General features: G+C 70.6%; 25 protein-coding genes. 14 read left to right on the top strand and 11 right to left on the bottom strand.

What is annotated here, in order from left to right:
- Positions 1-80: 80 nt before the first annotated feature.
- From BLR91_RS18840 to BLR91_RS18815, 6 genes are all read left to right on the top strand, one after another.
- Positions 81-419, top strand: coding sequence for a hypothetical protein (locus tag BLR91_RS18840; RefSeq protein ID WP_020076312.1), 339 nt, complete (start codon positions 81-83; stop codon positions 417-419).
- Positions 420-500: 81 nt separating this feature from the next.
- A complete protein-coding gene (locus BLR91_RS18835; RefSeq protein ID WP_018192703.1) occupies positions 501-782 on the top strand; it encodes a hypothetical protein in 282 nt (93 codons plus the stop codon).
- A 45-nt stretch (positions 783-827) separates the two neighbouring features.
- Positions 828-2,351 carry an FAD-dependent oxidoreductase gene (locus BLR91_RS18830; protein ID WP_089879068.1) on the top strand — a complete coding sequence of 508 codons (1,524 nt, stop codon included), beginning with the start codon at positions 828-830 and terminating at the stop codon, positions 2,349-2,351.
- A 96-nt stretch (positions 2,352-2,447) separates the two neighbouring features.
- Entirely contained in the window at positions 2,448-3,101 is a 654-nt protein-coding gene (locus tag BLR91_RS20355) for a hypothetical protein (protein ID WP_231918991.1), read from the top strand.
- Between the two features lie 61 nt (positions 3,102-3,162).
- Complete coding sequence (locus BLR91_RS18820; RefSeq protein ID WP_018192707.1) at positions 3,163-3,426, top strand: DUF7218 family protein; 264 nt, start codon at positions 3,163-3,165, stop codon at positions 3,424-3,426.
- Between the two features lie 22 nt (positions 3,427-3,448).
- The gene (locus tag BLR91_RS18815; RefSeq protein WP_089879070.1) at positions 3,449-4,324 is read left to right on the top strand and encodes a hypothetical protein; all 876 of its coding nucleotides are present in this window, start codon (positions 3,449-3,451) and stop codon (positions 4,322-4,324) included.
- 5 nt (positions 4,325-4,329) lie between these two features.
- On the opposite strand, the gene BLR91_RS18810 is transcribed toward BLR91_RS18815, so the two are convergent.
- The 9 genes from BLR91_RS18810 to BLR91_RS18770 all read right to left on the bottom strand — a co-directional run bounded on the left by BLR91_RS18810 (position 4,330) and on the right by BLR91_RS18770 (position 12,877).
- A complete protein-coding gene (locus tag BLR91_RS18810) occupies positions 4,330-5,295 on the bottom strand; it encodes a glycosyltransferase (RefSeq protein WP_089879074.1) in 966 nt (321 codons plus the stop codon).
- A complete protein-coding gene (locus BLR91_RS18805) occupies positions 5,292-5,927 on the bottom strand; it encodes a hypothetical protein (protein WP_018192710.1) in 636 nt (211 codons plus the stop codon). Before BLR91_RS18805 ends, BLR91_RS18810 begins: the two co-directional genes overlap by 4 nt.
- Positions 5,920-6,369 (bottom strand): DUF6098 family protein, encoded by a 450-nt coding sequence (locus BLR91_RS18800; protein ID WP_089879078.1) that lies wholly within the window; start codon positions 6,367-6,369, stop codon positions 5,920-5,922. Before BLR91_RS18800 ends, BLR91_RS18805 begins: the two co-directional genes overlap by 8 nt.
- The gene (locus BLR91_RS18795; RefSeq protein WP_231918990.1) at positions 6,350-6,841 is read right to left on the bottom strand and encodes a hypothetical protein; all 492 of its coding nucleotides are present in this window, start codon (positions 6,839-6,841) and stop codon (positions 6,350-6,352) included. The genes BLR91_RS18800 and BLR91_RS18795 overlap by 20 nt, the downstream gene beginning before the upstream one ends.
- A gap of 65 nt (positions 6,842-6,906) precedes the next feature.
- Complete coding sequence (locus tag BLR91_RS18790) at positions 6,907-7,224, bottom strand: DUF7882 family protein (protein ID WP_018192713.1); 318 nt, start codon at positions 7,222-7,224, stop codon at positions 6,907-6,909.
- Positions 7,225-7,298: 74 nt separating this feature from the next.
- A complete protein-coding gene (locus BLR91_RS18785) occupies positions 7,299-8,849 on the bottom strand; it encodes an FAD-dependent oxidoreductase (protein WP_089879085.1) in 1,551 nt (516 codons plus the stop codon).
- Positions 8,846-10,105, bottom strand: coding sequence for a 6-phospho-beta-glucosidase (locus BLR91_RS18780; RefSeq protein ID WP_089879089.1), 1,260 nt, complete (start codon positions 10,103-10,105; stop codon positions 8,846-8,848). Before BLR91_RS18780 ends, BLR91_RS18785 begins: the two co-directional genes overlap by 4 nt.
- Positions 10,102-11,277: a BadF/BadG/BcrA/BcrD ATPase family protein gene (locus BLR91_RS18775; RefSeq protein ID WP_089879092.1), complete on the bottom strand. Its 1,176-nt coding sequence runs from the start codon at positions 11,275-11,277 to the stop codon at positions 10,102-10,104. Before BLR91_RS18775 ends, BLR91_RS18780 begins: the two co-directional genes overlap by 4 nt.
- Positions 11,278-11,842: 565 nt before the next feature.
- A complete protein-coding gene (locus tag BLR91_RS18770; RefSeq protein ID WP_018192717.1) occupies positions 11,843-12,877 on the bottom strand; it encodes a LacI family DNA-binding transcriptional regulator in 1,035 nt (344 codons plus the stop codon).
- 478 nt (positions 12,878-13,355) lie between these two features.
- On the opposite strand from BLR91_RS18770, the gene BLR91_RS18765 reads away from it, so the two are divergent.
- From BLR91_RS18765 to BLR91_RS18755, 3 genes are all read left to right on the top strand, one after another.
- Positions 13,356-14,324, top strand: coding sequence for a carbohydrate ABC transporter permease (locus BLR91_RS18765; RefSeq protein ID WP_089879095.1), 969 nt, complete (start codon positions 13,356-13,358; stop codon positions 14,322-14,324).
- Entirely contained in the window at positions 14,324-15,298 is a 975-nt protein-coding gene (locus tag BLR91_RS18760; RefSeq protein ID WP_018192719.1) for a carbohydrate ABC transporter permease, read from the top strand. The genes BLR91_RS18765 and BLR91_RS18760 overlap by 1 nt, the downstream gene beginning before the upstream one ends.
- A 132-nt stretch (positions 15,299-15,430) precedes the next feature.
- Positions 15,431-16,684, top strand: coding sequence for an MFS transporter (locus BLR91_RS18755; RefSeq protein WP_089879098.1), 1,254 nt, complete (start codon positions 15,431-15,433; stop codon positions 16,682-16,684).
- Positions 16,685-17,513: 829 nt separating this feature from the next.
- Here the strand turns inward: BLR91_RS18755 and BLR91_RS18750 are convergent.
- The gene (locus tag BLR91_RS18750; RefSeq protein ID WP_089879102.1) at positions 17,514-18,884 is read right to left on the bottom strand and encodes an extracellular solute-binding protein; all 1,371 of its coding nucleotides are present in this window, start codon (positions 18,882-18,884) and stop codon (positions 17,514-17,516) included.
- Positions 18,885-19,145: 261 nt separating this feature from the next.
- On the opposite strand from BLR91_RS18750, the gene BLR91_RS18745 reads away from it, so the two are divergent.
- The 4 genes from BLR91_RS18745 (at position 19,146) to BLR91_RS18730 (ending at position 24,652) form a co-directional block, all read left to right on the top strand.
- Positions 19,146-21,431 carry a hypothetical protein gene (locus tag BLR91_RS18745; protein WP_089879106.1) on the top strand — a complete coding sequence of 762 codons (2,286 nt, stop codon included), beginning with the start codon at positions 19,146-19,148 and terminating at the stop codon, positions 21,429-21,431.
- A 298-nt stretch (positions 21,432-21,729) separates the two neighbouring features.
- A complete protein-coding gene (locus BLR91_RS18740; protein ID WP_018192723.1) occupies positions 21,730-22,503 on the top strand; it encodes an ABC transporter ATP-binding protein in 774 nt (257 codons plus the stop codon).
- Complete coding sequence (locus BLR91_RS18735; RefSeq protein ID WP_089879109.1) at positions 22,485-24,056, top strand: transporter; 1,572 nt, start codon at positions 22,485-22,487, stop codon at positions 24,054-24,056. The genes BLR91_RS18740 and BLR91_RS18735 overlap by 19 nt, the downstream gene beginning before the upstream one ends.
- 38 nt (positions 24,057-24,094) lie before the next feature.
- Positions 24,095-24,652, top strand: coding sequence for a DUF2087 domain-containing protein (locus BLR91_RS18730; RefSeq protein WP_089879112.1), 558 nt, complete (start codon positions 24,095-24,097; stop codon positions 24,650-24,652).
- 9 nt (positions 24,653-24,661) lie between these two features.
- On the opposite strand, the gene BLR91_RS18725 is transcribed toward BLR91_RS18730, so the two are convergent.
- On the bottom strand, positions 24,662-25,249 hold the full coding sequence (locus tag BLR91_RS18725) for a CGNR zinc finger domain-containing protein (RefSeq protein WP_089879116.1): 588 nt from the start codon (positions 25,247-25,249) through the stop codon (positions 24,662-24,664).
- 88 nt (positions 25,250-25,337) lie between these two features.
- Between BLR91_RS18725 and BLR91_RS18720 the strand changes: the two genes are divergently transcribed.
- Complete coding sequence (locus BLR91_RS18720; protein ID WP_089879119.1) at positions 25,338-25,523, top strand: hypothetical protein; 186 nt, start codon at positions 25,338-25,340, stop codon at positions 25,521-25,523.
- Positions 25,524-25,579 lie beyond the last annotated feature (56 nt).

The following is a 25,579-nucleotide window of genomic DNA, read 5'->3' as shown; positions in this document are numbered from 1 at the left end:
GTGAACGCGCACCGCTCCATCACCGCAAGGCCACACCGCAAAGCCTTGACCTTTCCCCCAGGTGATCGTATGGATTGGTGATGAAGCGCATCCATTATGCGAGCGGTTCTCTCCTCACCGGAGACGACATCGCCGACGTCATCGTGCGCTTCGCCGCCGCGCTGGCCCAGAACAACGCCGCCGCCGAAGTCCGCGCCCCCGTTGTCGTGGACGGGGGCAGCACCGGGGAGGTCCTGCTCCTGCTCGGCCCGGCCAGCCAGATGCTGGCGGAGGACGCCGAGTATTCGGGATCCGAGCTGCACGATCAGCCGTTCGTCGACGAGTTCGAGCACCGGATCGCAGCCCTCGCGCCACAACGGGCGACCTACGTCGAGCACGGCACCGACGACATCCCCGACGTCGACCTCGACCTGCTCTGACCGCGGCCGATACAGAGTCGGACTGGCACAACGCGGGGGGCCGCGTACTATCGGGCAGGAAACGACGACCGGGAGAGGTAAATGCAGGTGTTCCACGTCTACATCGACGACCTGAGATTCACCTTCGTCGACCGCGCACCGGTCGAGGAACTGAAGGCCCGGGTCGTTCAGGCGAGCAGGAACGACGGCGACTTCGTCTCCATCTCGCAGTCCAGCAGACCTCCGAGTGAGATCTTCGTCACCGCGCAGACGCGCGTACGGATCGAGACCGCCACGATCCCGCGCGACCCCGTCGCCTCCGGAGCCACCGCCGGGGAGGACGACGACGACGCGTTCTGGTTCGACTTCGACTCGCTGGCCTGAAGTCAACCGCTTCCCACGGCGTCCTCGACGGGGGATGCTCGTCTCATGCCGCCGACGACGTCCCTCTGGCTCGAGACCTCCCCGCACATCCCGACCGACACGTTCGAGTGGGATGGGCACTACGACACGATCGTCGTCGGCGCCGGCCTGACCGGCCTCGCCACCGCCCTGATGCTCGCCCGCTCGGGGATGCGCGTCCTGGTGCTGGAAGCCCGCACCGTCGGCGCGGTCACGACCGGCAACACGACCGGCAAGGTCAGCCTGCTGCAGGGCACGACGCTCTCGTCGATCCGCCGCCACGCCTCCGAGGCCGTGCTCTGCGCCTACGTCGACGGCAACACGGCGGGCCAGGGCTGGCTGCTCGACTTCCTCGAAGAGCAGGCCGTCCCGTACGAGACGCGTGACGCCGTCACCTACGCGACGACGCTCGACGGCCTGGACAAGCTGGATGCGGAACTCGCCGCCGCCCGCGTCGCCGGCCTCGACGCCGTGGAGGAGCGCACCACCGAGCTTCCGTTCGCGGTGGAGGGTGCCCTCACCCTGGGCGGTCAAGCGCAGGTCCATCCGCTGAAGGTCCTTGCCGCGCTCGCGGCGGAGTTCCGGCGGCTCGGCGGGAGGATCGTGGAGGGCGAGCGCGTCACCGACGTGTCCGCCGCGAAACCGGCTGTGGTGACCAGCACCTCCGGCACTTCCCGCGCCGACCAGGTCGTCATCGCGACCGGGACGCCCATCCTGGACCGCGGGCTGTACTTCGCCAAAGTCGAGCCGACGCGCTCGTACGTCACCGCGTTCCGTGTTCCGGGCGACATCCCGGAGGCCATGTACATCTCCGCCGACTCGCCCACCCGCTCCCTCCGCACCGCGACCGCGGCGGACGGGAGCCGCCTGCTCCTCGTCGGCGGCAACGGTCACCCGGCCGGCCGCGCGGACTCGCCGGCCGAGAAGCTCGCCGACCTCACCACCTGGGCCGAGCGCACCTTCCCCGGCGCGGAGCGGACCCACTGGTGGGCGGCGCAGGACTACCGGTCGGCGAACCGCATCCCGTTCGTCGGCTGGCTGCCCCGCGGCCGCGGACGCATCTACCTGGCCACCGGCTACGACAAGTGGGGGATGACGAACGCCGTCGCCTCGGCACTCAGTCTCACCGCCGACCTGACCGGGGAGACGCTCGAGTGGGCGCGCGTGATGCACCACCGGGTCACCCGGCCCGTGGACATCGCCTCGGGCGTCGCCATGAACGCCGGCGTCGGCAAGGCCGCGGTGACCGAGTGGGCGTCCGCTCAGACAGGCCCGGAGGTCGGCGACGAGCCGGTCGCGGAGGGCACCGGAACGGTCGGCCGACGCGGTCGCACCCCGGTCGCCGTGTCGACGGTCGACGGGACGACGTGCGCGCTCACCGCAGTGTGCAGCCACCTCGGCGGCGTGGTCCGCTGGAACGACGCCGAGCTGTCGTGGGACTGCCCCCTGCACGGCTCGCGCTTCGCACCGGACGGCACGGTTCTCGAAGGTCCGGCCACCCAGCCGCTCGCGCCGGCCCCCGCGGCCCGCGCGGCGGAGACGGCGGGCTGACGGGCGCTTCCCCCGGCAGCCACCGGCCCGCCGAACCGCGTCGGCCCGCCCGGTGAGGCCTAGTCAGGCCATTCGGCCCGGGAGTATGGTCGCCGCATGACGAATCCAGACGACGAGAGCACACCGCGCCCCGCCGGACCCACCGGGGCGGGCGAGCCGGTAAGCCCGCCGCCCGCATCCGATCCGACGCCTCCGCCTCCCCCTCCGCCCAGTCAGGGCATCCCGGCTGCACCACCGCCGCCGCCCAGCTCCTACCCCGCCGCGGCCACCGGTCCGTCCACCGCCGTCGCGCCGACGTCTCCGCCGAACACGGTCAACATCGCGTTCTGGCTGTACGTCGCCGGTGCAGTGCTGAGCGTGATCAGCGGCATCATCACGATCGCGGTCGTCTCGGGATCGCGCGCCGACCAGGTGCGCGTCATCGAACAGCAGGGCGCCGACCTCCGAGGCCTCACGGCGCAGCAGGTCGCGGACGCGTCCGTCACGTTCCTCGTGACCTGGTCGATCGTCACCCTGATCTTCTGGGCCGTCGTCTTCGTCCTCTTCGCCTACTTCATGCGCCGCGGCGCGAACTGGGCGCGCATCGTCCTCACGGTGCTCACCGTGCTCTCGCTGCTCAACCTGCTGACCGGCTTCGGAACCGGGCTGCTGCAGGTGCTGGCGACGATCGTCGCGGTCGTGCTGATGTGGCTGCGCCCCTCGAACGAGTACTTCGGCGCGGTGAAGGCCGCGAAGGGGCCGCGCGTCTGATCGCACCCTGACAGCCGGCTGTGCCGGGCGTACTGTTCCTGCCGAAACGGAAGGAGCGGATATGCCCGGCAACAAGCCCCAGCTGAAAGACCAGGAGCTCTACGAGAAGCTGCGCAAGGAGGGGGACTCCAAGCAGAAGGCTGCTCGCATCTCCAACGCCGCAGCATCCCGCGGCCGATCCTCGGTCGGCCGCAAGGGCGGCGACTCCGGTTCGTACGAGGACTGGACCGTGCCCGAGCTGAAGAAGCGCGCGAAGGAGCTCGGCCTCAGCGGCTACTCCAAGAAGAACAAGGGCGAGCTCGTGAAGGAGCTCCGCAACCACTGAGTCCCGCGCGTACACTCGCCGCATGGACCTGCGGGATGTGGCCGGCGAGTTGTACTCGGTCGCACCCGGCGACTTCATCGCCCGGCGCAACGCCGCCGCGGCCCAGGCCGACCGCTCGACGGCCAAGCAGATCAAGACCCTGCGCAAACCGTCGGCGTCGGCGGCCGCGATCAACGCGCTCACCCGCGAGCACCCGGACCTCGTCGGCGACGTGCTGGAGATCGGCTCGCGGATGCGGGATGCGTTCGCCTCCCGCGACCGCGCCGAGATCCGCGCGCTCACCCAGGAGCGCCAGCGGCTGCTGCAGCGCGCGACAGACGGACTGGACCTCAGCCCGGCGGTGCAGCGTGAAGTCGAGGAGACGTTGCAGGCGGCCGTCATCGACCCGGCAGCGGCCGCCGCGGTTCGGAGCGGGATGCTGGTGCGCGCCCTCGAGTCGACCGGTCTCGAGCAGGTCGACGTCTCCGACGCCGTCGCGCTGCCGATCGACATCGAGGACTTCCCGGCGCCGCGGCCCGGCCGCCGGAAGGCGCAGGGCGGAGGCGGCGGGAACGAGGATGCCGGCGCGGCCGAAGCGGACGACGAGCCGGCCGCAGAGGAGCACACCGAGTCGCCGAGCGAGCGCCGGGAACGGCAGCGCCGCATCCGGGCCGCCGAGAAGGCGGTCGCGCGCGCCCGCGAGGACGCCGAGGCCCTCGACGACGAGCTCGACGAGACGGTCGACCACCGCGGCGACCTGGAGGCGGAGCGGGACTCGCTGCAACGACGGCTGCAACGGATCACGGACGACCTGAGCGAGACGCGTGCCGCCGAGCGCGAGCTGCGCTCGCGGATCTCCGACGCGCAACGCGCCGTCCGCGAAGCGGAGAAGGCGCTGCGCGACGCACGCGACGACTGACGCGCTCAGCCCACCCAGTGCGCCAGCAGGTCGTCCCAGTCCGCCTGGTAGCGGCCGAGACCGAACCGCTCCAGCGCCCACTCGCGCGCGCGTCCGCCCGCCTCCGCTCCGCGACCCGGGTCGTCCACGAACGCGCGGACCGCGTCATGCAGCTCCGCCAGGTCGGTCGAGATGGCCCCCACACCCGGCACCACGGCGCGGCGCGCGTCCGTCGCATCCAGCGCCACGACCGGGACCCCTGCCGTCATCGACTCGAGCAGCGAGAGCCCCAGCGACGTCCAGCGGTTGGGATGCACGTACACACGCCGACGCCCGACCTCGGAGAACAGACGAGGCGCCTCGATGTCACCCGCGGCGACCACCCGGTCGCTGCCGACGCCGAGCGCCTGCGCCAGGCCGCCCACCTGCATCCCGAAGACGTCGACCGGCGCCACAGCGGCGAAGCCGCCGAGAAGATCCGAACCCGTCACACGCCAGCGGCGCACCGGCTCGTTGATCACCGCCGCGGCGCGCGGAAGCTCGCCGGTGAAATGGTTGCCGTAGTCGACGACACCATGCTCGATCACCCGGGTGCGGGTGGAGCCGGTGTCCCAGAACAGCGCGTTGAAGTGCGTGACGTGGGCGATCAGCAGGTCGTCCCGATCGGCGAGAGGATGCCGCGAATTCGGAATGCCCTCCTGGGGCGTGTTGTGCTCGACGAACACGACCGGCACATCCACACCGGGACGGCGCCCGGTGAGCCGCTCGACCAGGTCGAACTCCTCCAGCCGCTGGAGCACGACGGCGTCGAACGGCGTGGACGCCAGCTCGGCCTCCGGGACGTCGACCACGTTCGCAGGCCAGTCCCGGCCGCCGACACCACCCTCGCCCGCCGCATCCACCGGGAGCAGGTAGGTGTGCCGCCCACGCACGAACGCATCCATCCAGCCGCCATGGACCTGCCAGACGAGAAGCCGCAGAGCGCGGCTCACAGCTGCGACCCGGGGCCGGGGTGGCCCCTCACTTCCAGAGGCCCGGTCTCGGGCGCCGGCCCGTCCTGGTCCTGCCCGGCGGCGACGCCCGCGTGCGTGTGCCCGGCCACGCCGTGCGCGGCCGTGTGCGGCTCCTTGGTCGGACAGAGTTTGCCGCAGTACGAGCAGATGTAGCCGTCGCCGATCCGCGCTTCGCCGTTCAACCGGTACTCCAGCACGTCGCCGTCGCCCTCCAGCGCGAACTCCACGTACGCCGGCCGCTCCAGCGACGGGATGGGCACCCGCATCCGGGCGAACGGGCGTCGCGAGTCGTCGAGCGGCACCCACAGCTTGTCCGGGGCGGGGCCGAAGATCGAGCCGGCCTTGTCGACGCGGGCCGGCCGGTGGTCGTCACGGATGTGGAGGATGTGGCCGGCGCTCAGCATGTCGCGCGGCAGCACCTGATACAGCTCGGGGACTCCGTAGGCGATCGCGCCGCGTCGCAACCGCGAGAAGCCCTCCTCCGTGTCGTCGCCCATCACCACGAACGGCGGCGCCTCGGGCGTCCGCAGCACGATGGCGGTGCCGCCCGACGGACTGTCGGAGATGAGCTGCAGGATGGCCGTGGCCTCGACGAGCAGACCTTCAGGCATGCGCCACCGACACCAGCTCCGCCTCGCGACGCCCGGGCTCTGCGTCGAACCGCTCGTCGCATACCCGGTCGGCCTCCGCGATGAGGCACTCGGCCAGGCGACCGACCACCTCGATGTCGGTGACGAGTGCCTCGCCGTCCAGGCCGTGACCGGCGGGGCGGCCGCGCAGCAGCCACGCGAAGCGCTCGGGGTGCACGCCCTCGAACGTGGCGTGCCGGGCAGCCGGAAGCTGCGTCAGCTGTCGCGCGATCCACTCCCGGCGGGGCAGCGTCCACCACGCCTCCGGGTCGAGGGGACGGGCTGGCAGGCCGGGGAGCGCGAGTCCGCTCGCGACATCGATGGGACCGGCCTCCAGGTCGGCCGCATAGCCGGCCGAGTAGCGGACATAGAGCCCGGGCGCCTCATCGAGAAGGCGCTCGATCTCAGAGAGCTGATAGAGCACGGGAACCTCCGGTCGGGACGCCGTCGCGTTCGCGGACCACGCGGTAGCGGCACTCCATTCGGGTGCGCGACACCAGCTCGAATTCGTGCCACGACGGGCGGTCGAGCGACGGGATGGGGATGGCGACATGAGCGGGCGCCTCGCCGTCGTCGTCCAGCGGCACGAACACGACGACGTCCGTCGCGCCGAACACCGAGGCGGAGCACGCGAAGCGCGCCTGGACATACCGTTCTGAGATCACGACGAGTGCCGGCTCCGACTCCGCGGGGTAGTCGTCCCGCGACACTTCGCGGTACGGCTCGCTGAGACCGTGGACTCCGGGTCCGCGCCGCATCCGGACGAACACGTCGCGGCCGCCGAAGACGTCGAGCCGAAGCGACGACGGGACCGCCCCATCCGCCAGGATCGCCACCGGCGTCCTTGCGCGGCGCGGCAGCATCATCAGCACTGCCGTCGCCGTCATATCGCCCATGCAAGCAAAGCTAGGTCGAGTCGGATCCGAAAGCAGGGGATTGACGAAGCGCTCGAGCCGTGCGGTCAGCTCGGGAGGTGGCGGCCGACCTCGTCCTCGGGCATGATCACCATGCCGCCGGTGCGCTGGGACGTGTGCATCAGCGCTTCGAGCCACTGGGGGTTGATGGCGGGCGGGCGGCTGCCACTGAACTGGAAGGCCAGCGGCACCTCGCGGCTGATCCAGAGCGAGACCCGGCCGGATCCCTGCTCGACGGGGACGTCCCAATTCAGCAGAAAGCTCTCGTGGCGGCGAAGCTTCGCAACGATGGCGAGCTTGACGTGGCTGAGCACCCGATCGTCGAGGTCATACTCCTGGCCCGCGCCGTAGACGAGTTTTCCCATGGTCCTCATAGTGCCCTAACGAGGCACGCAAATCCTGTCGCGTCAGGGGGATTGACAACGGTACCAGAGCGTGGTTAAGGGACTGTGAAGACCTGTCCGGAGGCCGCCAACCGGTCCTGAAGCAGCCCGATCCGCACATCCTGCGCCGGCGTATCAGCCGTTACGGCGAGCGCTGCCGCCGCACCTGCGGCCTGACCGAGCATCATGTACTGCGGCTCCATCCTGACCGACGCGAAAGCGACGGCCGAGGCGGACAGGCAGACCGGTACCAGGAGGTTCGTCGCGTCCTCCCGCTTGGGCAGCAGTGCGGAGTACGGGATGCCGTAGATCGGCACGGGGACCGAGAGGTACCCCTCCGTGAAGACGGTGCCGATCGGGGCCGGATGCTCGTACACCCAGCGCCAGATACGCTGCACCTCGCGGATGTCGATGTGGTACGAGCCGAGGGCGACGGTGTCCTCCGGCATCCCGCCGGCGAGCAGGTCGTGCTCGGTGAGGATGCGCTCGCCGACCATCCTTCTCGCCTCGCGGACGTACAGCTGGTGGGGGAGGTGGCCGGTGTCCGCGAACTCGCCGCGCGGCAGTCCCCAGCGCGACAGCTCGCGCCGGATCGCGGACGGCACCGCGGGGTCGTGCGACAGGAAGTACAGGAAACCGCGCGTGTGGTCGACATGGTGCCGACGGATCTCCTCGCGCCGCTCCGGGGAGGCGTCCGGGTACTCCCATGCCGATCCGTCCAGCACGCTCAGCGACACCGGTCCGAGCGAGTTGCCGTCCGCCATCCCGCCGGGCAGGTTCGGCTCGAGCCCCAGCGTCCGGCCGGCCGGACGTTCGACGCCCTCCCGTCGGTCGCGCGCGAAGAGGCGGCGCCCCAGCTCCCAGTACTCCTCGTCGTAGCCGTCGGGACGGTCGAACGGGATGCGGTCGGCAGCCGTGGTGAGGCAGACGCGGAAGCCGTACGACATCACGCCGCCGTCGCCCTCCCCCAGCTGCGCGAGCGGGCGGTCATGGAGCTGCGGCAGGAGGCGTCCCGCGGTGAGCCCCGTCGGATCGTCCACGAAGGGCGACACCCACGGCGGCATGTTGTGCATGCCGGGGAGGAGCTCCTGCCTGCCGGCGAACCGCTCGCCGTGCAGGCCGCGGTCCTCGCGGCCGACGCGGTACGGCACCCCCGCGGTCGCGAGCAGGTCGCCCTCGTAGCTCGCATCCACGAACACGCCGGCCTGGATGCGGTCGCCGCCGGTCACGGTGAAGGACCGCAACTCGCGGCCGTGACCTTGCTGCACGGCCTCGACCCCGGCCAGCCGCGCCCCGAAGACCACGTCCACGCCGGCCTCCTCCAGCCAGCGCCGGAAGATCGCCTCGGCCACGTGAGGTTCCGGTCCGGCGTAGTGCCCGGGGGTGGTGCCGTAGTGCTCCGCGATGTCGGCTCGGAGACGCGCCGCCGCGCCGCCGAGAGCGCGGACGTCTCCGACGTCGGTGTAGCCGAGGCCGCCGGAGGTCATGCCACCGAGGTGATGGCCGGGCTCGACGAGGACCGTCCGGGCGCCGCCCTCTGCCGCCGCCACGGCCGCCGCGACACCGGCGGAGGTCGCGCCATAGATAGCGACCTCGAACGCGCTCATGCGAACTGCGGGAGGAGCCGGCCGCCCGTCTCGAAGATGCCCTTCTCGAGTGCCGTCACCAGATCCCACTGGCCGACGAGGGGATGCGCCAGCAGCGCCTTCCGCACCAACTGGCGGTCGCCGGTCACCGCGGCGCGGGCGGCCAGCCGCTCGTACGCGCTGACGTGCTGGATGAGCCCGAGCAGCTCCGGCGCGACCGGCTCTTGCGGCAGCGGGGTCGCGCCCGACGCATCCACTCGGCACAGGGTCTCGACCACGTCGTCGTCTGCGAGGCCCGGTATCAGCCCGTTGTTGCGGACGTTCACGACGTGGTTGTCGCCGGTGCCGGCCACCAGCGACGCGAGCAGCGCCGTCGCCGCCTCGCTGTAGAAGGCGCCGCCGCGCGCCTCCAACTGCGGGGGCTTGGTGTCGACCGTCGGGTCGGCGTACAGGGCGAGGAGCTCGCGCTCCACGTCCGCGACCACGGTCGCCCGGGGCGTGCCCGCGACCATCTCGCCGACGGTGGCGTCATGTGCGTAGTAGTACTTCAGGTAGTACGAGGGCAGCACGCCGAGGTCGCGGATGAGCTCGCCCGGAACGCCTCCGCGGCGGCCCAGCTCGTCCGAACGATCCGCGATCATGCCGGGCAGCACATCCACGCCGTCCACCCGGATGTGCCGCACCCACGACAGGTGGTTGAGGCCGACAGGGTCCACCTCGACGCGGTGCGGCTCCACGCCGTGCTCGCGTGCGATCCATCGCTGGACGCCGATCGCGAAGTTGCACAGCCCGATCGCGCGGTGGCCGTCGTCGAGCAGCGCGCGGGTGTTGATACCCACGGGATTCGTGAAGTCGACGATCCACGCGCCCGGGTTGGCGCGCTCCCGAGCCTCGCGGGCGATGTCCAGAACGACGGGGACAGTGCGCAGGGCCTTCGCGAGACCGCCCGCGCCCGTCGTCTCCTGGCCGACGCAGCCGCAGGCGAGGGGGAACAGCTCGTCCTGCAGCCGCGCGCTCTGACCGCCGACGCGCAACTGGATGAGCACGGCATCCGACCCCTCGATGGCGGCCGCGCGGTCGGTCGTCAGGGTGACCGGGACGTCGGCGCCCTGGCGGGCGAGCATGCGGCGGACCATGCCGCCGACGATCTCCAGGCGCGGGCCGTCCACATCCATCAACCAGAGCTCGTCAACCGTGAGACGCTCGCGCTCGTTCCACAGCCCCGAGACCAGCTCGGGAGTGTAGGTGGAGCCTGCGCCGATGACCGTGACCTTCATCGCGGGGTCCTTTCGTGGTTCGGGTGGGGGTGATTGTGGGCGTCCGGTGACGCCGGCGTCGGTGCTTCGCGGAGGGCGCGGACGAGGCCGTCGACCGGGCGGAACTCCAGCGGGCGCGGGTCGAAGCCGAGGCGGCGGAGGCCCGCGGAGACGGCGTCCCGGAAGCCGGGGTCGGAGAACGTTCCGCCGGCAAGGACGGCGGGGGTGCCGGGCGGGACGACGGGGGTGCCGGGCGGGACGACGGGGGCGACGGCGAAGACGGCGGCGGTACGGGGCGGGACGACGGGGGTGCCGGCGAGGACGGCGGCGGTACGGGGCGGGACGACGGAGGTGCCGGGCGGGACGACGGCATCCGGCGCGTCCGCATCCTCGGCGGAGGCCGGATCGGCTGCCCACGCACGGCGCGCCACGACGGAGGCCAGCGCCACCGCTTCGGCGGCCGCTCGCACGATGAGGTCGGATGCGACCGTGTCCCCCTCTGCTGCGGCTCGGGCGACGACCGAGGCGAGGGATCCGACCTGCCGCATCGACACGGACCCGTCGCGGATCGCTCGGGCGAGGGCGACCGTGTCGGCGGCTCGCGTCTCAGCGAGGACCAGTGGCAGCAGCGACGTGGATGGCCCGCGGCCGTCCTCGGCGCGCGCGGCTGCGCGGACCGCCTCACGGCCCAGTTCGTCGCCGCCGCCCCAATCGCCGCTCGGCCAGCCGAGGGCGGGGACGGTCGCGAGTCCGCGCGGTCCGCGCGCGACGGCGTTCAGGCCCGCGCCGCAGACGACGGCGAGCGCGTGGCCGAGCCCGGCTCCCGCATCCAGCACCGCGACCGCGTCGCCGACGACCTCGACCGCCGCGCGGCGGAACAGCTCGGCCAGCGCGGCGCGGTGGCCGACTTCGTCGCCGGGGAAGTCGAGTCCCGCCACGGCGGCCGAAACGCGGGTGACGTCGGCGGGTGCGATGCCGAGATCGCGGAGGGCCGCTGTGACGGCGGCGACGACCGCATGCGGTCCGGCTCCGCTGCCCGGGCCGATGCCGCGGGAGCGTTCGATGAGGCCGTTCGGACCGCCCTCGAGCACGACGACCTCCGTCTTCGAGTTGCCGCCGTCGATGGCGACGGACAGCCCGACCTCGGGTGCGTGGTACGTGTTCGTCAGCGTCGATCCTTTCGCCGCGCCCATCCTGCCGCAAATATGGGATCGTTTCCACCCTGCCCGCCCGCCCGTCCGCCCATCCCGACGCGACATTTGCGCCAAATCTCCGTTATCGCCCCGCCAGAACCGAGATTTGCGCCAAATGTGCCGGCCTGCCTGTCCCGCCAAGCTCGACATTCGCAGCGAATGTGCGGAATGCGGCTCGCAGAACGTACATTCGTGCCGAATGTGCGTTGTCGACTCGGCGAACCGACGCGAGATTTGCGCCAAATGTGCCCGCCCGCCTGGTCTCCCGAGGGTCGACATTCGTGCCGAATGTGCGGAACTTGGCCCGCAAAGCGCACATTCGTGCCGAATGTGCGCCGTCGACGCGGCGAATGGACACGAGATGTGCGCTGAATGTGCCCGGCCGCCTGGCTCCCGGGGGTCGACATTCGTACCGAATGTGCGGAATGCGGCCCGCAAAGCGCACATTCCGCACGAATCCGCGTTGTCGACTCGGCGAGCTGACGCGGGATTGCGCCAAATGCGCGTTATCGAGCCGCCAAAGAGCACATTTGCGCCAAATGTGCGTTGGCGACGCGGGGCGCCGCTACAGCGCCCGCGGAGCCGCGGTGGAGCCGCGGGGCAGCACCTGCGCCTCGAGCACGATGGTCTGCGGTTCGGCGGCGGGATCCTGCAGGCGCCCCAGCAGGCGGTCGAGCGCGGTCTCGCCCAGCGACACCGCATCCTGAGCCACCGCCGTGATGCCCGGGCTGACCATGCTCATCCACTCGGAGTCGTCGAAGGACACGACACTGACGTCCTCGGGGATGCGCAGGCCGAGATCGTTCGTCGCCCGCCACACGCCCTCCGCGAGCAGATTGTTGGCGGCGAAGATCGCGGTCGGGTGGTCCCGGCGGGCCAGGATGTCGATCGCCGACTTGCGGGCGCCGTCCGCATCCCATCCGGTCGAGATCACCAGGGAAGGATCAGCGGGGATGCCCGACCCCTCGAGCGAGCTGCGGTAGCCGGCGGCGCGCTCGCCACCGGTCGTCCAGGTCGTCTCGTCGATGAACAGGGCGATGCGGCGGTGGCCGAGGTCGATCAGGTGGTCCGTCATCCGCTTCGCCACGCCCGCGTTGTCGATGATGACCGCGTCGCAGCGACCGGCCGAGAACTGGCGGTCGGCTTCGATGACGGGGATGTGCTGGCGCATCAGGTAATTGGAGACGTCACCCGAGAGCGGCGTCACGATCACTCCGGCGACGCGGGTCGCGACGAACGCGCGCGCCGCATCCATCTCGGCCTCGGTGGAGCCCTGATCGTCGACGAGCATCATCGTGTAGCCCTCGCGGCGGGCGCGGGCGGCGATGCCGGCGGCGAGATCCGCATAGAAGGCGTTGCGCAGGTCGGAGACGAGCACGCCGATCGTGCGGCTGTCCTGCTTGCGCAGGCTGCGGGCCATGGCGTGCGGCACGTACCCGAGCGATTCGGCGGCGGCGAGCACCCGCTCGCGGACCCCGGCGGCGACGTAGCCTTCGCCGCTCAGGGCGCGGGATGTGGTCGACTGCGACACCCCGGCGGCCAGCGCGACATCTTTCAGCGTCGCGCGCCGCTGCGTGCCGTCGGCGTCGTTCTCGATCATCGAACCCTTTCCACGGGCGCCGGAGCGCCGGACGCCCGGCGAATCCACCCTAATGGCCGACGCGGCGGCCCGCTGCCGTGCCGTCACGGATGCGTCACGCTGCCTCCTCGGCTGCGGGATGCGCGACTCACCTCGGCGCAAGCGCGGCATGACGGCGGGGCGATCGCGCGGCGACAGAGCCGCCGCAGAGCGCATCCCGGACCGGTGACGACCGGTCCAACCGGGTGTACCGTTCCCGTCACACAGGCAGTTCCCCCGCCGGCACCGCCCACATAGCCGAGACGCGTCCGCATTCCGCGACGAGGCCGCCCCTGCCCGGGAATGGGCTGGGCTCCGGTTGCAGGCACGCTCGGGAGGACTTATAGTCGCTGCTATGTGGTAACGATGCCACACACTACGCCGACGAAGGCGGAGGACGGATCGAAAGGGTGGCGATGAAGATCACCGAGCTCGATGGCGCAAGGAAGAGGAGCCGGTGATGGCCGTCCTCTCCGACACGTCACGCGGCAAGACCCGGACGGGCAACGACAAGCCCGCCAAGAAGAAGGGCACCAAGTACAACAGGCGCGAGGCGATCGCGGGTTACCTCTTCATCAGCCCGTGGATCATCGGCTTCCTCGTGTTCACGCTCGGCGCGATGCTGTACAGCCTCTTCATCTCGTTCAGCAACTACAACCTGGCGACGAACAGCGCGACACCGGCCGGCTTCGACAACTACTCGGAGCTGTTCAACGACCCCAAGGTCGCGCTCTCGCTCGGCAACACCCTGTTCTACGCCGTCATGGCGGTGCCGCTGGAGATCATCTTCGCGCTGCTGCTCGCCCTCCTCCTCAACTGGGTCGGGCGCGGCGCCGGCGCCTTCCGCACCATCTACTACCTGCCCAAGATGACCCCGGCGGTCGCGACCGCATCCATCTTCCTGCTGCTGCTCAACGGCAACACCGGAGCGATCAACCGCTTCCTCGCGATCTTCGGCATCGAGGGCCCGCAGTGGCTGATCGACCCGAACTGGGTTAAGCCGTCGATCGTGCTGATGACCCTGTGGGGCGTCAGCGGCACCATGGTGATCTTCCTCGCGGCACTGAAGAACGTGCCTCGCGACCTCTACGAGGTGGCCTCGCTCGACGGTGCGGGACCCATCCGCAAGTTCTTCACCATCACCATCCCGATGATCTCCCCGGCGATCTTCTTCAACGTGGTCGTGCTCACGATCGCGGCCCTCCAGGTGTTCGACCAGGCCTACCTGCTGTTCTGGCGAGACCAGACGAACGCCTCCCCCGACTCGTCGTTGTTCTACGGCGTGTACCTCTTCCAGCAGGCCTTCCGGCAGTTCAACTTCGGCTTCGCCGCGGCGATGGCCTGGCTGCTGTTCGTGATCATCCTCCTGATAACGCTCATCCAGGTGAAGGTCAGCAACCGCCTCGTCTACTACGAAGGAGACAAGTGATGTCCTCCGCGACCCAGTCCACTGCCGCCGCGGCCCTGGCCCCGCTCGCCTCCGAGCTGGATGCCGCCCAGCTGCAGGGAAGCACCCCCAACGGGCGCGGCGACAAGCCTGTCGGCGGCCGGTGGTACAAGCCGAGGACGATCATCGGGAAGACGGTCCTCTGGATCGTCGCCATCGCCTTCGCGCTGCTGTTCCTGTACCCGTTCGCCTGGCTGCTCGCCGCGAGCCTCAAGCCGCGGCAGGAGGTGTTCGACAACTCGCTGTGGCCGAAGACGTTCACGCCGCAGAACTACGTCGAGGTGTGGAACCAGCTCCCGCTGCTCTCGTGGATCGGCAACAGCGTCATCATCGCGGTCCTCGCCGCCGGCCTGGTCGCGATCTCGAGCTCGATCGTCGCGTTCGGGTTCGCGTACTTCAAGTTCCCCGGACGGACGCTGCTGTTCGGCCTGGTGCTGGCGACGATGATGCTGCCCGGCGCGGTCACCATGGTGCCGCAGTACCTGATCTGGAAGAACCTGGGCCTGATCGGCACCTGGCTCCCGCTGTTCGGTATGAACCTGTTCGGCTCGGCGTTCTACATCTTCCTGCAGCGGCAGTTCTTCATGGGGCTCCCGCGGGAGCTGTTCGAGGCCGCACGACTCGACGGCGCGAGCTACTGGAAGCTGTTCACGAAGATCGCGATGCCGCTCAGCATCCCGTCGTTCATCATCATCTTCCTGTTCGAGTTCCAGGCCAGCTGGAACAACCTGCAGGCGGCGCTGATCTACCTGAACGCGGGAGGCGTCGACGGCTTCACCGTGCCGCTCGGCATCTCGTACGCGATGACCACGTTCAGTCCGACCAACGGCGGTCACGGCGACTACCAGTACGTGATGGTGGCCGCGCTCATCGTGACGCTGCCCATGCTGCTGCTGTTCGGCTTCGGCCAGCGGTACTTCATCGAAGGAGTGGCGACACAGGGTCGCAAGGGCTGACCCCATCCCGGACCGGGCGCGGTTGGACATCGTCCACCGCGCCCGGTAACGTTTAACCCCCCTAGCGACGATTCTCGGATCCAGCCGGCGGGTGGGAGGACCACCTGTTCCGGACTCGAAAGGCCACTCGTCGTGACATCTCCTTCTCCCTCGCTGTTCGCATCCCGCGACTTCCGCCTGCTGCTCATCGGGCAGACCACCAGCCAGCTCGGCGCCCAGGTCTCCGGTGTCGCCCTGCCGTTGCTCGCCGTGGTGAGCCTCGACGCGACGCCGTTCGAAGTGGGGATGCTCGGGGCGGCATCCACCGTGGCGTTCGCCGTGCTCGGGCTCCCCGCCGGGGCGTGGGTCGACCGGATGCGTCGGCGGCCGCTCCTCGTCGCCAGCGATCTGGTGCGCGCGGTGCTGCTGGCGACCATCCCTCTCGCTGCGGTTCTCGGGCTGCTCACGATGGCGCAGCTGCTCGTCGTGTCACTTCTGGCCGGCGTGGCCCGGGTGCTCTTCGATGTCGGGTATCGCAGTTATCTACCCTCGGTGATCGGACGGGAGCGCGTGCTCGCCGGCAACTCCTCCCTCGAGTTCGTGCGCGCCTCCGGACAGGTCGCCGGGCCCGCCCTGGGCGGAGTGCTGGTGTCGCTGATCGGCGCGGCGACGGTCGTGCTGGTGCAGGCGGGCACGTTCGCGGCGTCCGCGCTGTGCCTGCTCGGCATCCGGGCGCGGGAGGACGAGCCGACGGCTCCCGAGCACCGTCGGCGGATGCGGACGGAGATCGCGGAGGGTCTCGGCTTCGTGTTCCGGTCGCGGGTGCTGCGGTCGACGGCGCTGGCGAGCGCCCTGAGCAATTTCTCGTTCGCGATCGCGTCGGCGGTGAACATGGTGTTCCTGTCGCGGACGCTCGGCCTCTCCCCCGCGCTGATCGGCCTCGTCATCGCGGTCGGCTCGGTCACGGTCATGGTCGGCGCCGCCTTCACCACGCGCCTGTCGCGGGCTGTGGGGTCGGTGCGGATCGTCTGGCTGTCGCTCGCCGTCACGGCGCCGCTGTCGCTGCTCGGCGCCTTCGCGCAGCCGGGATGGTGGACGCTCCTGATCGTGCTCGGCATCGCCGCCGGCGAGTTCGGGCAGATCGTCTACGCGATCACCCAGGTGAGCGTGCGGCAGCAGATCTGCCCCGATCGCGTCCTCGGGCGGGTCAACGCGACCATGCAGGTCGTCGTGATGGGCCTCTTCCCCGTCGGCGCGATCGTCGGCGGTCTGCTCGGCGACGCGATCGGAGCCCGCTGGACGCTCATTGTCGCGGGCATCCTCCTCCTCGCGTGCCCCGTCATCCTGTGGGCGTCGCTGCGCGGCGTCCGCGAGGTCGCAGACCTGCCCGCGGCCCTGGACGCGTAGCGCCGCCACGCGCTCCCGCGCGGATCCCGCACATGTCCGCCCGCGAAGTGCACGTAGTTGCGCTCGACACGCCGCGGGAGCCCGCAACAACGTGCACCTCGACGCGAGGCGGACCGGCGCGAGGGGTGAGTGGATGCGGGAAAGCGGGGCGAGTTGCGGCACGTACTCGCAGCGCGGCGCGCGCATCCCGCACAGGGAAACAGGTCGCGAAGTGCACGTAGTTGCGCTCGACACGCCGCACGCGGCCGCAACCACGTGCACCTCGACGCGAGGCGGACCGGCGCGAGACGTGAGTGGATGCGGGAAAGCGGGGCGAGTTGCGGCACGTACTCGCAGCGCGGCGCGCGCATCCGGCACAGGGAAACAGGTCGCGAAGTGCACGTAGTTGCGCTCGACACGCCGCACGCGGCCGCAACCACGTGCACCTCGACGCGAGGCGGACCGGCGCGAGACGTTAGTGGATGCGGGAAACGGGGCGAGTTGCGGCACGTACTCGCAGCGCGGCGCGCGCATCCCGCACAGGGAAAGAGCCCGCGAAGTGCACGTAGGTGCGCTCGACACGCCGCAGGAGCCCGCAACTACGTGCACCTCGACGCCAGGCGGACCGGCGCGAGACGTGAGTGGATGCGGGAAAGCGGAGCCAGTTGCAGCACGTACTCGCAGCCCGGCGCGCGCATCCCGCACCTGTCCGCCCGCGAAGTGCACGTAGTTGCGCTCGACACGCCGCAAGCGGCCGCAACTACGTGCACCTCGACGCGAGGCGAGGGGCACGAGCCGCGGGCACGCAGAAGGGCGGCCTCCGCGAGGAGACCGCCCCTGTGCGAGCGCGTTACTTGCTGCTCTTGGTCGACTGGTCGTAGGCCTTCATGGCCGCGGCCTGCGCATCCTTCAGGGCCTCGCTCGGCGACTTGCTGCCGAGGAGCACCGACTGGATGGCGTTCTGCAGCTCCGTCTGGATCTGCTGGCCGGCCGGCGACGCACCGAACGACTTTCCGTTGCCCACCACGTCGTAGTAGGTCGAGATCGCCTTGTCGAAGCCCGCGTTGCCGGACGGCTTCACGTACTTCTCACGCAGCGTCTTGTCGGCCTCGGGCGAACCCGTGAAGAGGCCGGTGTTGATCGCACCCGGCGTCTTCTTCAGCGTCTCGGCACGGGCGGCGCCCGCAGCCTCCCACGCCTGGAGGTTGGTGAGGTTGAGCGCCCAGGCGCACGCGGCGTCCTTGTTCTTGGCACCGGTCGGGATGACGAACGACGTTCCCGAAGCGACCGTGAACGGCTGGCCGTCCGGGCCCTTGAACGGAACCGCGCCGATGTCCACCTTGTCGACGAACGGGGTCAGCACGTTGACGTACCACTGGGCGTTGACCTGTGCGCCGACCTGGTCCTTCACGTACTGGTTGTTCTCGCCGAACGTGTCGAACGCGTCGGTGAAGCTCTTCACCTTGGCGTAGCCGCCCTGGGCGTCGGTGATCTGCTTGAGCACCTCGAGGCCCTTCTCGTTCTTCGAGTCGTCGAGGGTCGGCTTGCCGTCGCTGCCGATGATCTGTCCGCCGTAGCCGAGGATCCACAGGCCGGCCTGGCCGCCCGCGACCGGGTCGAAGCCGAGGACGGACGGGTTGCCGCCGGACGACTTGTACATCTTCTTGATCGCTGCGACGAGCGTGTCCGGCTTGGACGTGTCGATCTCGGCGTCGGTCACGCCGGCCGCCTTCATGACGCGCTCGTTGGTGATGATCGCCGGCGGCTGGTAGAACTGCGGGACCGCGTAGACCTTGCCCTTGTACGTGATGTCGTCGATGACGGAGGGGTAGTAGCTGGACGTCGGGTCGACGTCGTGCACCTTGTAGCACTGGTCGAGCGGCTGGATGAGTCCCTGCGCCGCGTAGGTGGCGACGAAGTTGCGGTCCATCTGGACGACGTCCGGGACGTTTCCGCCTGCGACGCGGGTGGTGAACTTCTGCGCGTCGAACGGCGTCTGGTCGATCTTGATGGTGACGTCTTTGAGCTGGCTCTTGGCGTAGTCGATTCGGGAGGTGCCGACGTCGTCGGCGTTGTCGAAGCCCCAGGCGTTCAGGCTGCCCTTGGCGTCTTTGGAGAATTCCCCGCCGGACGAGCTGCCGCCGCTGGAGCTGCAACCGGCGAGGAGCGCCACCGACGCGGTGAGTGCCAGCGCGGCGAAGGCGGTGTGCCTCTTGTTCATCTGATTTCCCTTCAGTGGTGTCGCAGCGGGCGTCCTCGCCCGTGCGAAGAGGTACGGGATCCCCTACTGCCGGGGTCTGAGCGACAGTATGGAAACCTTCCCACATCGCACGCTAATGCAGCGGTGACGCTCTTCACAAGGGGACCGGGTCCTCGGAGCCGGTTTTCGTTACTTGATCGTTTCTTACGCTTGAAGCCTGCGCTTCTCAAGCCCTAGGGTCGTATGGCAACGATGCCACATCTACCCCGGAGGAAGGCCCCGATGCCCCGCATCCGCCGTTTACTGCTGCTCGGCCACACCCACCACGACGTCGGCTACACGAACAGCCCCCGGATCATCGACGGGATGCACGCGCAGATCGTGCGCGAAGTGCTCCGGCTGGCCGACCAGGACACGGCCGCGCCAGACGCTCCCGACCGCTTCCGCTGGACCTTCGAGGTGGCGCGGCCGGTGCTCGAGTTCCTCCGCACGGCGACGCCCGCGGAGGTGGCGCGTCTGCGCGAACTGGCGGCGGACGGCACCATCGCGGTCACCGGCGGCTACCTCAACATGACGCAGTTGCCCGACCTCGCCGAGTTCGAGACCGCCTACCGATCGCTCCAGCGCATCCATGACGCCGGCATCCCCGTCCGCACCGAGCAGCACGGCGACGTCAACGGCATCGCCTGGGGCGTGGCCGATTCGATGCTGGACGCCGGGATCGACCGCCTCGTCATGGCCCTCAACCCGGACCACGGCCGCGCACCGCTCGAGCAGCCGAGCCTGTTCTGGTGGGAGGCGCCGTCCGGCCGCCGCGTGCTCACCCTGCTCTCGACCCACTACGGGTTCGGCGAGGAGTGGGGCATCGTCGACGGGGATGTCGCCCTCGCCGAGCAGCGCATCCTCGAGTTCGTCGAGCGCCTCGACGCGCGTGACGATTACCCGTTCGACACGGCGGTCGTGCACGCGGGCAACGACAACCGCTGGCCGACGGCGCTCTTCACCGAGGTGGTGCGCCACTGGAACGACCGGCACCCCGGCATCCCGATGGAGACCGCGACGATCGACGCGGCGATGGATGCGCTGGCCGCGCAGGCGCCCGACGATCTGCCCGTGCTCCGCGGCGAGTGGGCCGACTGGTGGTCGCACGGTCACGGCTCCACCGCCCGCGAGGTCGCCGTCTACCGCGAGGCGCGGCGGTTCGCGCTCTCCGCACGCGCGGTCCTCGACCTCGCCCGGGCGCGCGGAGAGGGGGAGCCGGCGCTCGCCACGGTCCTGGGCTACCGCCGGGGCCCGGTTCGCGTGCGCGAGGACGCCGAGCTCGCGGCGACGTTCGAGCGAGTGGATGAGGAGCTCCTGCTCTTCGGCGAGCACACCTGGGGCTCGTGGGAGACCCACTCCAAGCCGCACTCGCACTTCAGTCATTCGCACTGGAACGCGAAGGCCGGCTTCGCCTACGGCGCCTGGGACCTCGCCCGCGACCTGAACGTCGAGGCCCTGTACCGCCTCGCGGCGTCCGGCCGCGATCCCGAGCCGGCGGACGGCGTGCTCGTCGCCAACCTCACCGACCGTCCGCGCCGGGAGGCCGTCGAGGCGGAGGTCGGAGGGACACGCCGGGTGACGCTGGTGGCCGACGTGCCCGCATCGTCCGTCGTCGTGCTCCCGGTGCCCGGCGAGGGGCCGGCCGCCACGACGGGCACGACCATCGAGGCCGGTCGCTTCCGAGCGACGGTCGACCCGGAGCGCGGCGGTGTCGTCTCGCTCGTCGACGTCCGCACCGGCCGGGAGCTGGTGGATGCGCACGCGCCGCACGGTCTCGGGGCCGTCGTCACCGAGACGGTCAGCGCGGCCGGCCGCTCGCACGCGATCTTCGACAACCCGAAGAACTTCAACCCCGGCTTCCCCGGCCCGGAGTTCGAGCGCTCGCACGCCGCATCCACCTCTGCACCGGAGGTGATCGAGACGGACGCCTACGCGCGCATCCGCTGGTCGGGCGAGCTCCCCGGCAGCCTCGCGGCCACGCATACGCTCACCCTCTATCGCGACCTCGACGACATCGACCTCGCCGTGCACATCGCGAAGCCCGAGCACTTCGGTCCGGAGAGCCTGTTCGTCGCCTTCCCGTTCGCGGTCGACCGCCCGGAGTTCCTGCTGGAGACCGCGGGCGCGGTCTTCGCGGCCGAGAGCGAGCAGCTGCCGGACACGTCGAAGGACTGGTACTCCGTCCAGCACGCGGTCGGTGTGCGCAGCGCCGAGGGCGACCCGGCGGTGCTCTGGGGCACCGTGGATGCGCCGCTCGTCCAGCTCGGCGGCTTCCACACCGGGAAATGGGCGCGCACCCTCGATGCGCCTGCGGGGCACATCAACAGCTGGGTGATGAACAACCTGCATTTCACCAACTTCCAGGCGCGGCAGGAGTTCACCGGAACGCTGCACTACCGCTTCCGACCGGTGCAGACGGCGGAGGGATCGGACGCGGCGGACCTGCGCGCGGAGGTCGCAGCATTCGGCGCCGACCTCGCGCTGCCGCTGCAGGCGCGCTCGTACACCGGACCGCTGGGGACCTGACCGCCGCATCCCTCGGCCGAACCTGGGAAGGCCCTTACAACCGGGCGGATCCGCCATCCGATCGCATCCGCGCCTCCGGACGACTCCCTGGCGGGCGTTCCCTCCCCTGCCGGAGAACAGGCGCGGCGTGCCGACGGCGACCAGGGGCGCGCGGCATGCCGCGTCCTGTCCGCCCCGCCGCATCCGCCGGATCCGCGGTGTCGGATCGCCCGTACTCCTGGACACGGCGTCGATGCCCGCCGATAGGGTGGTTCGCACGGGCTGTCCGACGTGCGGGCGGCACGGACGACGTGAGGGGGTGCGCGTGGCGGAGGACGACGACCTCGCGATCAGGATCCGCGGGCTGCACAAGCGGTTCGGGCAGAAGGTCGCGGTCGACGGGATCGATCTGGACGTGCCGTCCGGCAGCTTCTACGGGCTGGTCGGACCGAACGGCGCGGGCAAGACGACGACGCTCAGCATGGCGACCGGCCTGCTGCGTCCGGATGCGGGCGAAGTGCTCATCCACGGCGTCGACATGTGGAAGAACCCGCTGGCCGCGAAGGCGATGGTCGGGGTTCTGTCGGACGGCGTCCGGCTGTTCGACCGGCTGACCGGGCAGCAGCTCGTCGAGTACGCGGGGCTCCTGAGCGGTATGGACCGCCCGACCGCGCAGCAGCGCACCCACGACCTCCTGCAGCTGCTCGACCTGGAGTCGGCGGGCGGAACGCTCGTCGTCGACTACTCCGCGGGCATGACGAAGAAGATCGCCCTGGCCGCCGCGATGGTGCACGCCCCGCGCGTGCTCGTGCTTGACGAGCCGTTCGAGTCGGTCGACCCGGTCTCGGCGGCGAACATCCGCGACATCCTCCGCACCTACGTCGACGGCGGCGGGACCGTGGTGGTCTCGTCGCACGTGATGGACCTGGTGGAGCGGATGTGCGACCACGTCGCCGTCATCACGGCAGGACGCGTGGTCGCGGCCGGCTCGGTGGACGACGTGCGCGCCGGATCCACGCTCGAGGACCGGTTCGTCGAGCTGGTCGGCGGACGCCGCGTCGGGGAGGGGCCGGAGTGGTTGCGACACTCGTAAGGCTGCGCCTGCTCGTCCTCAAGAACTCGTTCCGCCGCAGCACCGGGCAGCTGGTGGCCGTGATCATCGGCGCGATCTACGGGACAGTCGGCCTCCTCGTCGTGCTCGGCGCGCTCGTCGGCCTGTCGTTCGCTCCTGCGGAGGTCGCGACGACCGCCGTGGTGCTCGCGGGCTCGGCGGCCGTCCTCGGCTGGGCGGTGCTGCCACTGCTGCTCTCCGGCGTCGAGCAGACGCTCGACCCGGGCCATCTGGCGGTCTATCCGATCGCCTTGCGGCCGCTGATGATCGGGATGCTGCTGAGCGGCGCGGTCGGTGTGGCCGGCGCGGCGACGACTCTCGCATCCCTCGGCACCGCCCTGCCCTGGCTGCACTCGCCGGGAATCGCGCTGATCGCCCTCGTCACGGGCGTGCTCGGCGCCGCGACCTGCATCGTCGTGTCGCGCGCGGTCACCTCCATCGCGAGCGGGCTGTCGTCGGGCCGCCGCTTCCGGGAGGCCAGCGGGCTCCTCATCCTGATCCCGCTCATCCTCGCCGGCCCGATCATCATCGGGATCACCAGCGGCTTGCGGTCGTCGGCAGACGCCCTGCCCGCGGTCGCCGCCGGCCTCGGCTGGTCGCCGCTCGGCGCGGTGTGGGCCGTCCCCGGAGCCGTCGCCGCGGGCGACCCGCTCGGCGCGCTGCTGCGGCTGCTCATCGCCGTTGCGACCTTCGCGGTGCTCTGGGCGGTCTGGCGCTGGGGGCTCGCGCGCTCCCTGGTCACCCCCGCTCGGGCTTCGTCGCGCGTGCGTGCGCCCGGCAAGTCGGGTCTGTTCGGCATCCTGCCCGGGACTCCGGCCGGCGCCATCGCCGCGCGTTGCCTCACCTACTGGTTCCGCGATCCGCGATACCTTCGGCAGCTGCTCATCATCCCGCTGCTCCCGGCGATCATGTGGTTCTACTCGAGCATCAACCACTCGACCGGCTACTTCTTCGCGGCCGGCCCGGTGGTCGCGTTCACGCTCGGGATCGGGATGATCGCCGACGTCTCGTACGACTCGACCGCGTTCGCGCTCCACGTGTCGAAGGCCGTGCCGGGTCGCGCCGACCGCTGGGGTCGCGCATCCGCCCTGCTGACGTTCGCGATCCCCGCGGTCGTCATCATCTCCGTCGGCGCCACGGCCTTCGAGGGCGACTGGCTTCCCGCACCCGGTCTGCTCGGGCTGTCGCTCGGGATGCTGCTCAGCGGCGCCGCCGTCTGCTCGGTGACCTCGGCGCGGTTCGTCTTCCCTGTGCCTGAGCCCGGCGACAACCCGTTCCGGTCGCGGCCGGGCAGCAACATCTCGCTGCTCGGGCCGACGTTCGCGGCGTGGGGCGTCATCGCCGTGCTGTGCCTGCCCGAGATCGTGCTGCTGATCGTCTCCCTCGTGACCCGCGAGGCGATCTGGGGCTGGCTCGGGCTCGCCGCCGGGATCGTGCTCGGCGCGGTGCTGCTCGTCGTCGGCGTGCGCGTGGGCGGCCGCGTGCTGGACGCGCGGGCTCCGGAGCTGCTACTGCAGCTGCGGAAGGACGCCTGAGGCGCCCACACGGCGGACCCGAGCGGGAGACTGGGAACGTGGAGCAGGACGACAGCGCGAGCGCCGACGGGACGCCGGCCGACGGGCAGCGGCCCGCGGACTGGCGGCCCGTGGTCGCCGCGCTCGCCAACCGAGACGCGCGCGCTGTGTGGGCGCAGCTCATCGCGGACGGCGCCCCGGCAAGCGAGATGAGTCCGGCGCGGCAGCGGCGCGCGCTGGCGCTGCTCGAGAGCGTCGGCCTGGTGCGCCGCGCCGACGGTGTCCACGAGCCGGTCGACACGGCCTTCCGCGAGCTGCTCGCGACGTCGGCATCGCTGCAGCCGCGCCGCACGGGAGTGGAGCGATTCCTGCGTCCCGACGGCCGGATCGACCGCTTCCCCGCGGCGGCGGACGACCGCGCTGCGCTGCTCGCCCACATCGGGGACCGCGTGCTCGCCGACGGCGAGACCGTCACCGAACGGGAACTCACGGAACGCCTGACACGGTTCGGCGACGATCCCGTGACGCTGCGCCGCTATCTCGTCGATGCCGGCATTCTGGTGCGCACGCGCTCAGGGTCGGAGTACGCCCGGGCCGACGTACCCGCAGACTCCTGACCTGACCGCTCAGGCCGAGGTGGATGCGCGACGCGCGTGCGCCTTCTGCATCTTGACCGCGTTCCCGCAGCCCGCCATGGTGCACCACCGGCTGGACCGGTTCTTCGAGTAGTCGTAGTACGCCCACCGGCAGGTGACGCGATCGCAGACCTTGAGCCGTGACCAGCTGCCGTCCTCGCGGGAGGCGCGCACCCCATCCAGCACTCCAGTCAGGGCGGCGCGGGCGCCGCGATCGGTCGCGGGCGCCAGCGCGAATGACCCGGAGCCGCCGAAGGACAGCCGGAGCGGCAGTTCGGCGAGCGCGTCGTCGAGGCTGCGAAGTGCGTCGGGGTCGGCGTCGTGGCCGGCGTGCGTGGCCAGCACCGAGCGCAGGCCCTCGCGCACGGTCTTCGCGAGTGCCAGGTCGTCTTCGGTGGCGGCGACGCCCTCCCCGAGGAGGTCGCGGCCCCGCAGCCACGCGGCGAGGTCGTCCGGGCTCTCCCAGCCCTCTTCGTCCTCCTGATACTCGACGGTGTTGACGAAGTCCCGCACCAGCCGCAGCTGGGCGGGGATCATCTCGTTCTCCCGTTCGAACGCGAGATCCGTCTGTCGACCCATGACACCACCATACGCCCTTGACAGGTGTCTCGACAATGGGCATGGTGTTGACACCGGCATTAACACTTAGCCGGTGTAGGAGGTCATCGTGGATCAGACAGCACAGCAGATCATCGCGGTCGGACATCGGCCGGAGATCCCGGCCGAGACGATCGGGAGGTGGATGCGCATCCACTACCGGGCACGACGGGTGGGGCGGTTGCGACCCCGACCCGTTCGCGATCCGTGGATCGACCACGTGTCGCCGTGGGCGTTCTGGGGCCTCCACCGCTGAAGGCCGTCGAGGTGCGACTATTGGCGCTTATTCGGGCGGGATAGCGACCACGACGT

The organism is Leifsonia sp. 466MF, from assembly GCF_900100265.1.
Classification (GTDB): Bacteria; Actinomycetota; Actinomycetes; order Actinomycetales; family Microbacteriaceae; genus Leifsonia.
This window is presented reverse-complemented; position numbering and strand designations above follow the sequence as displayed.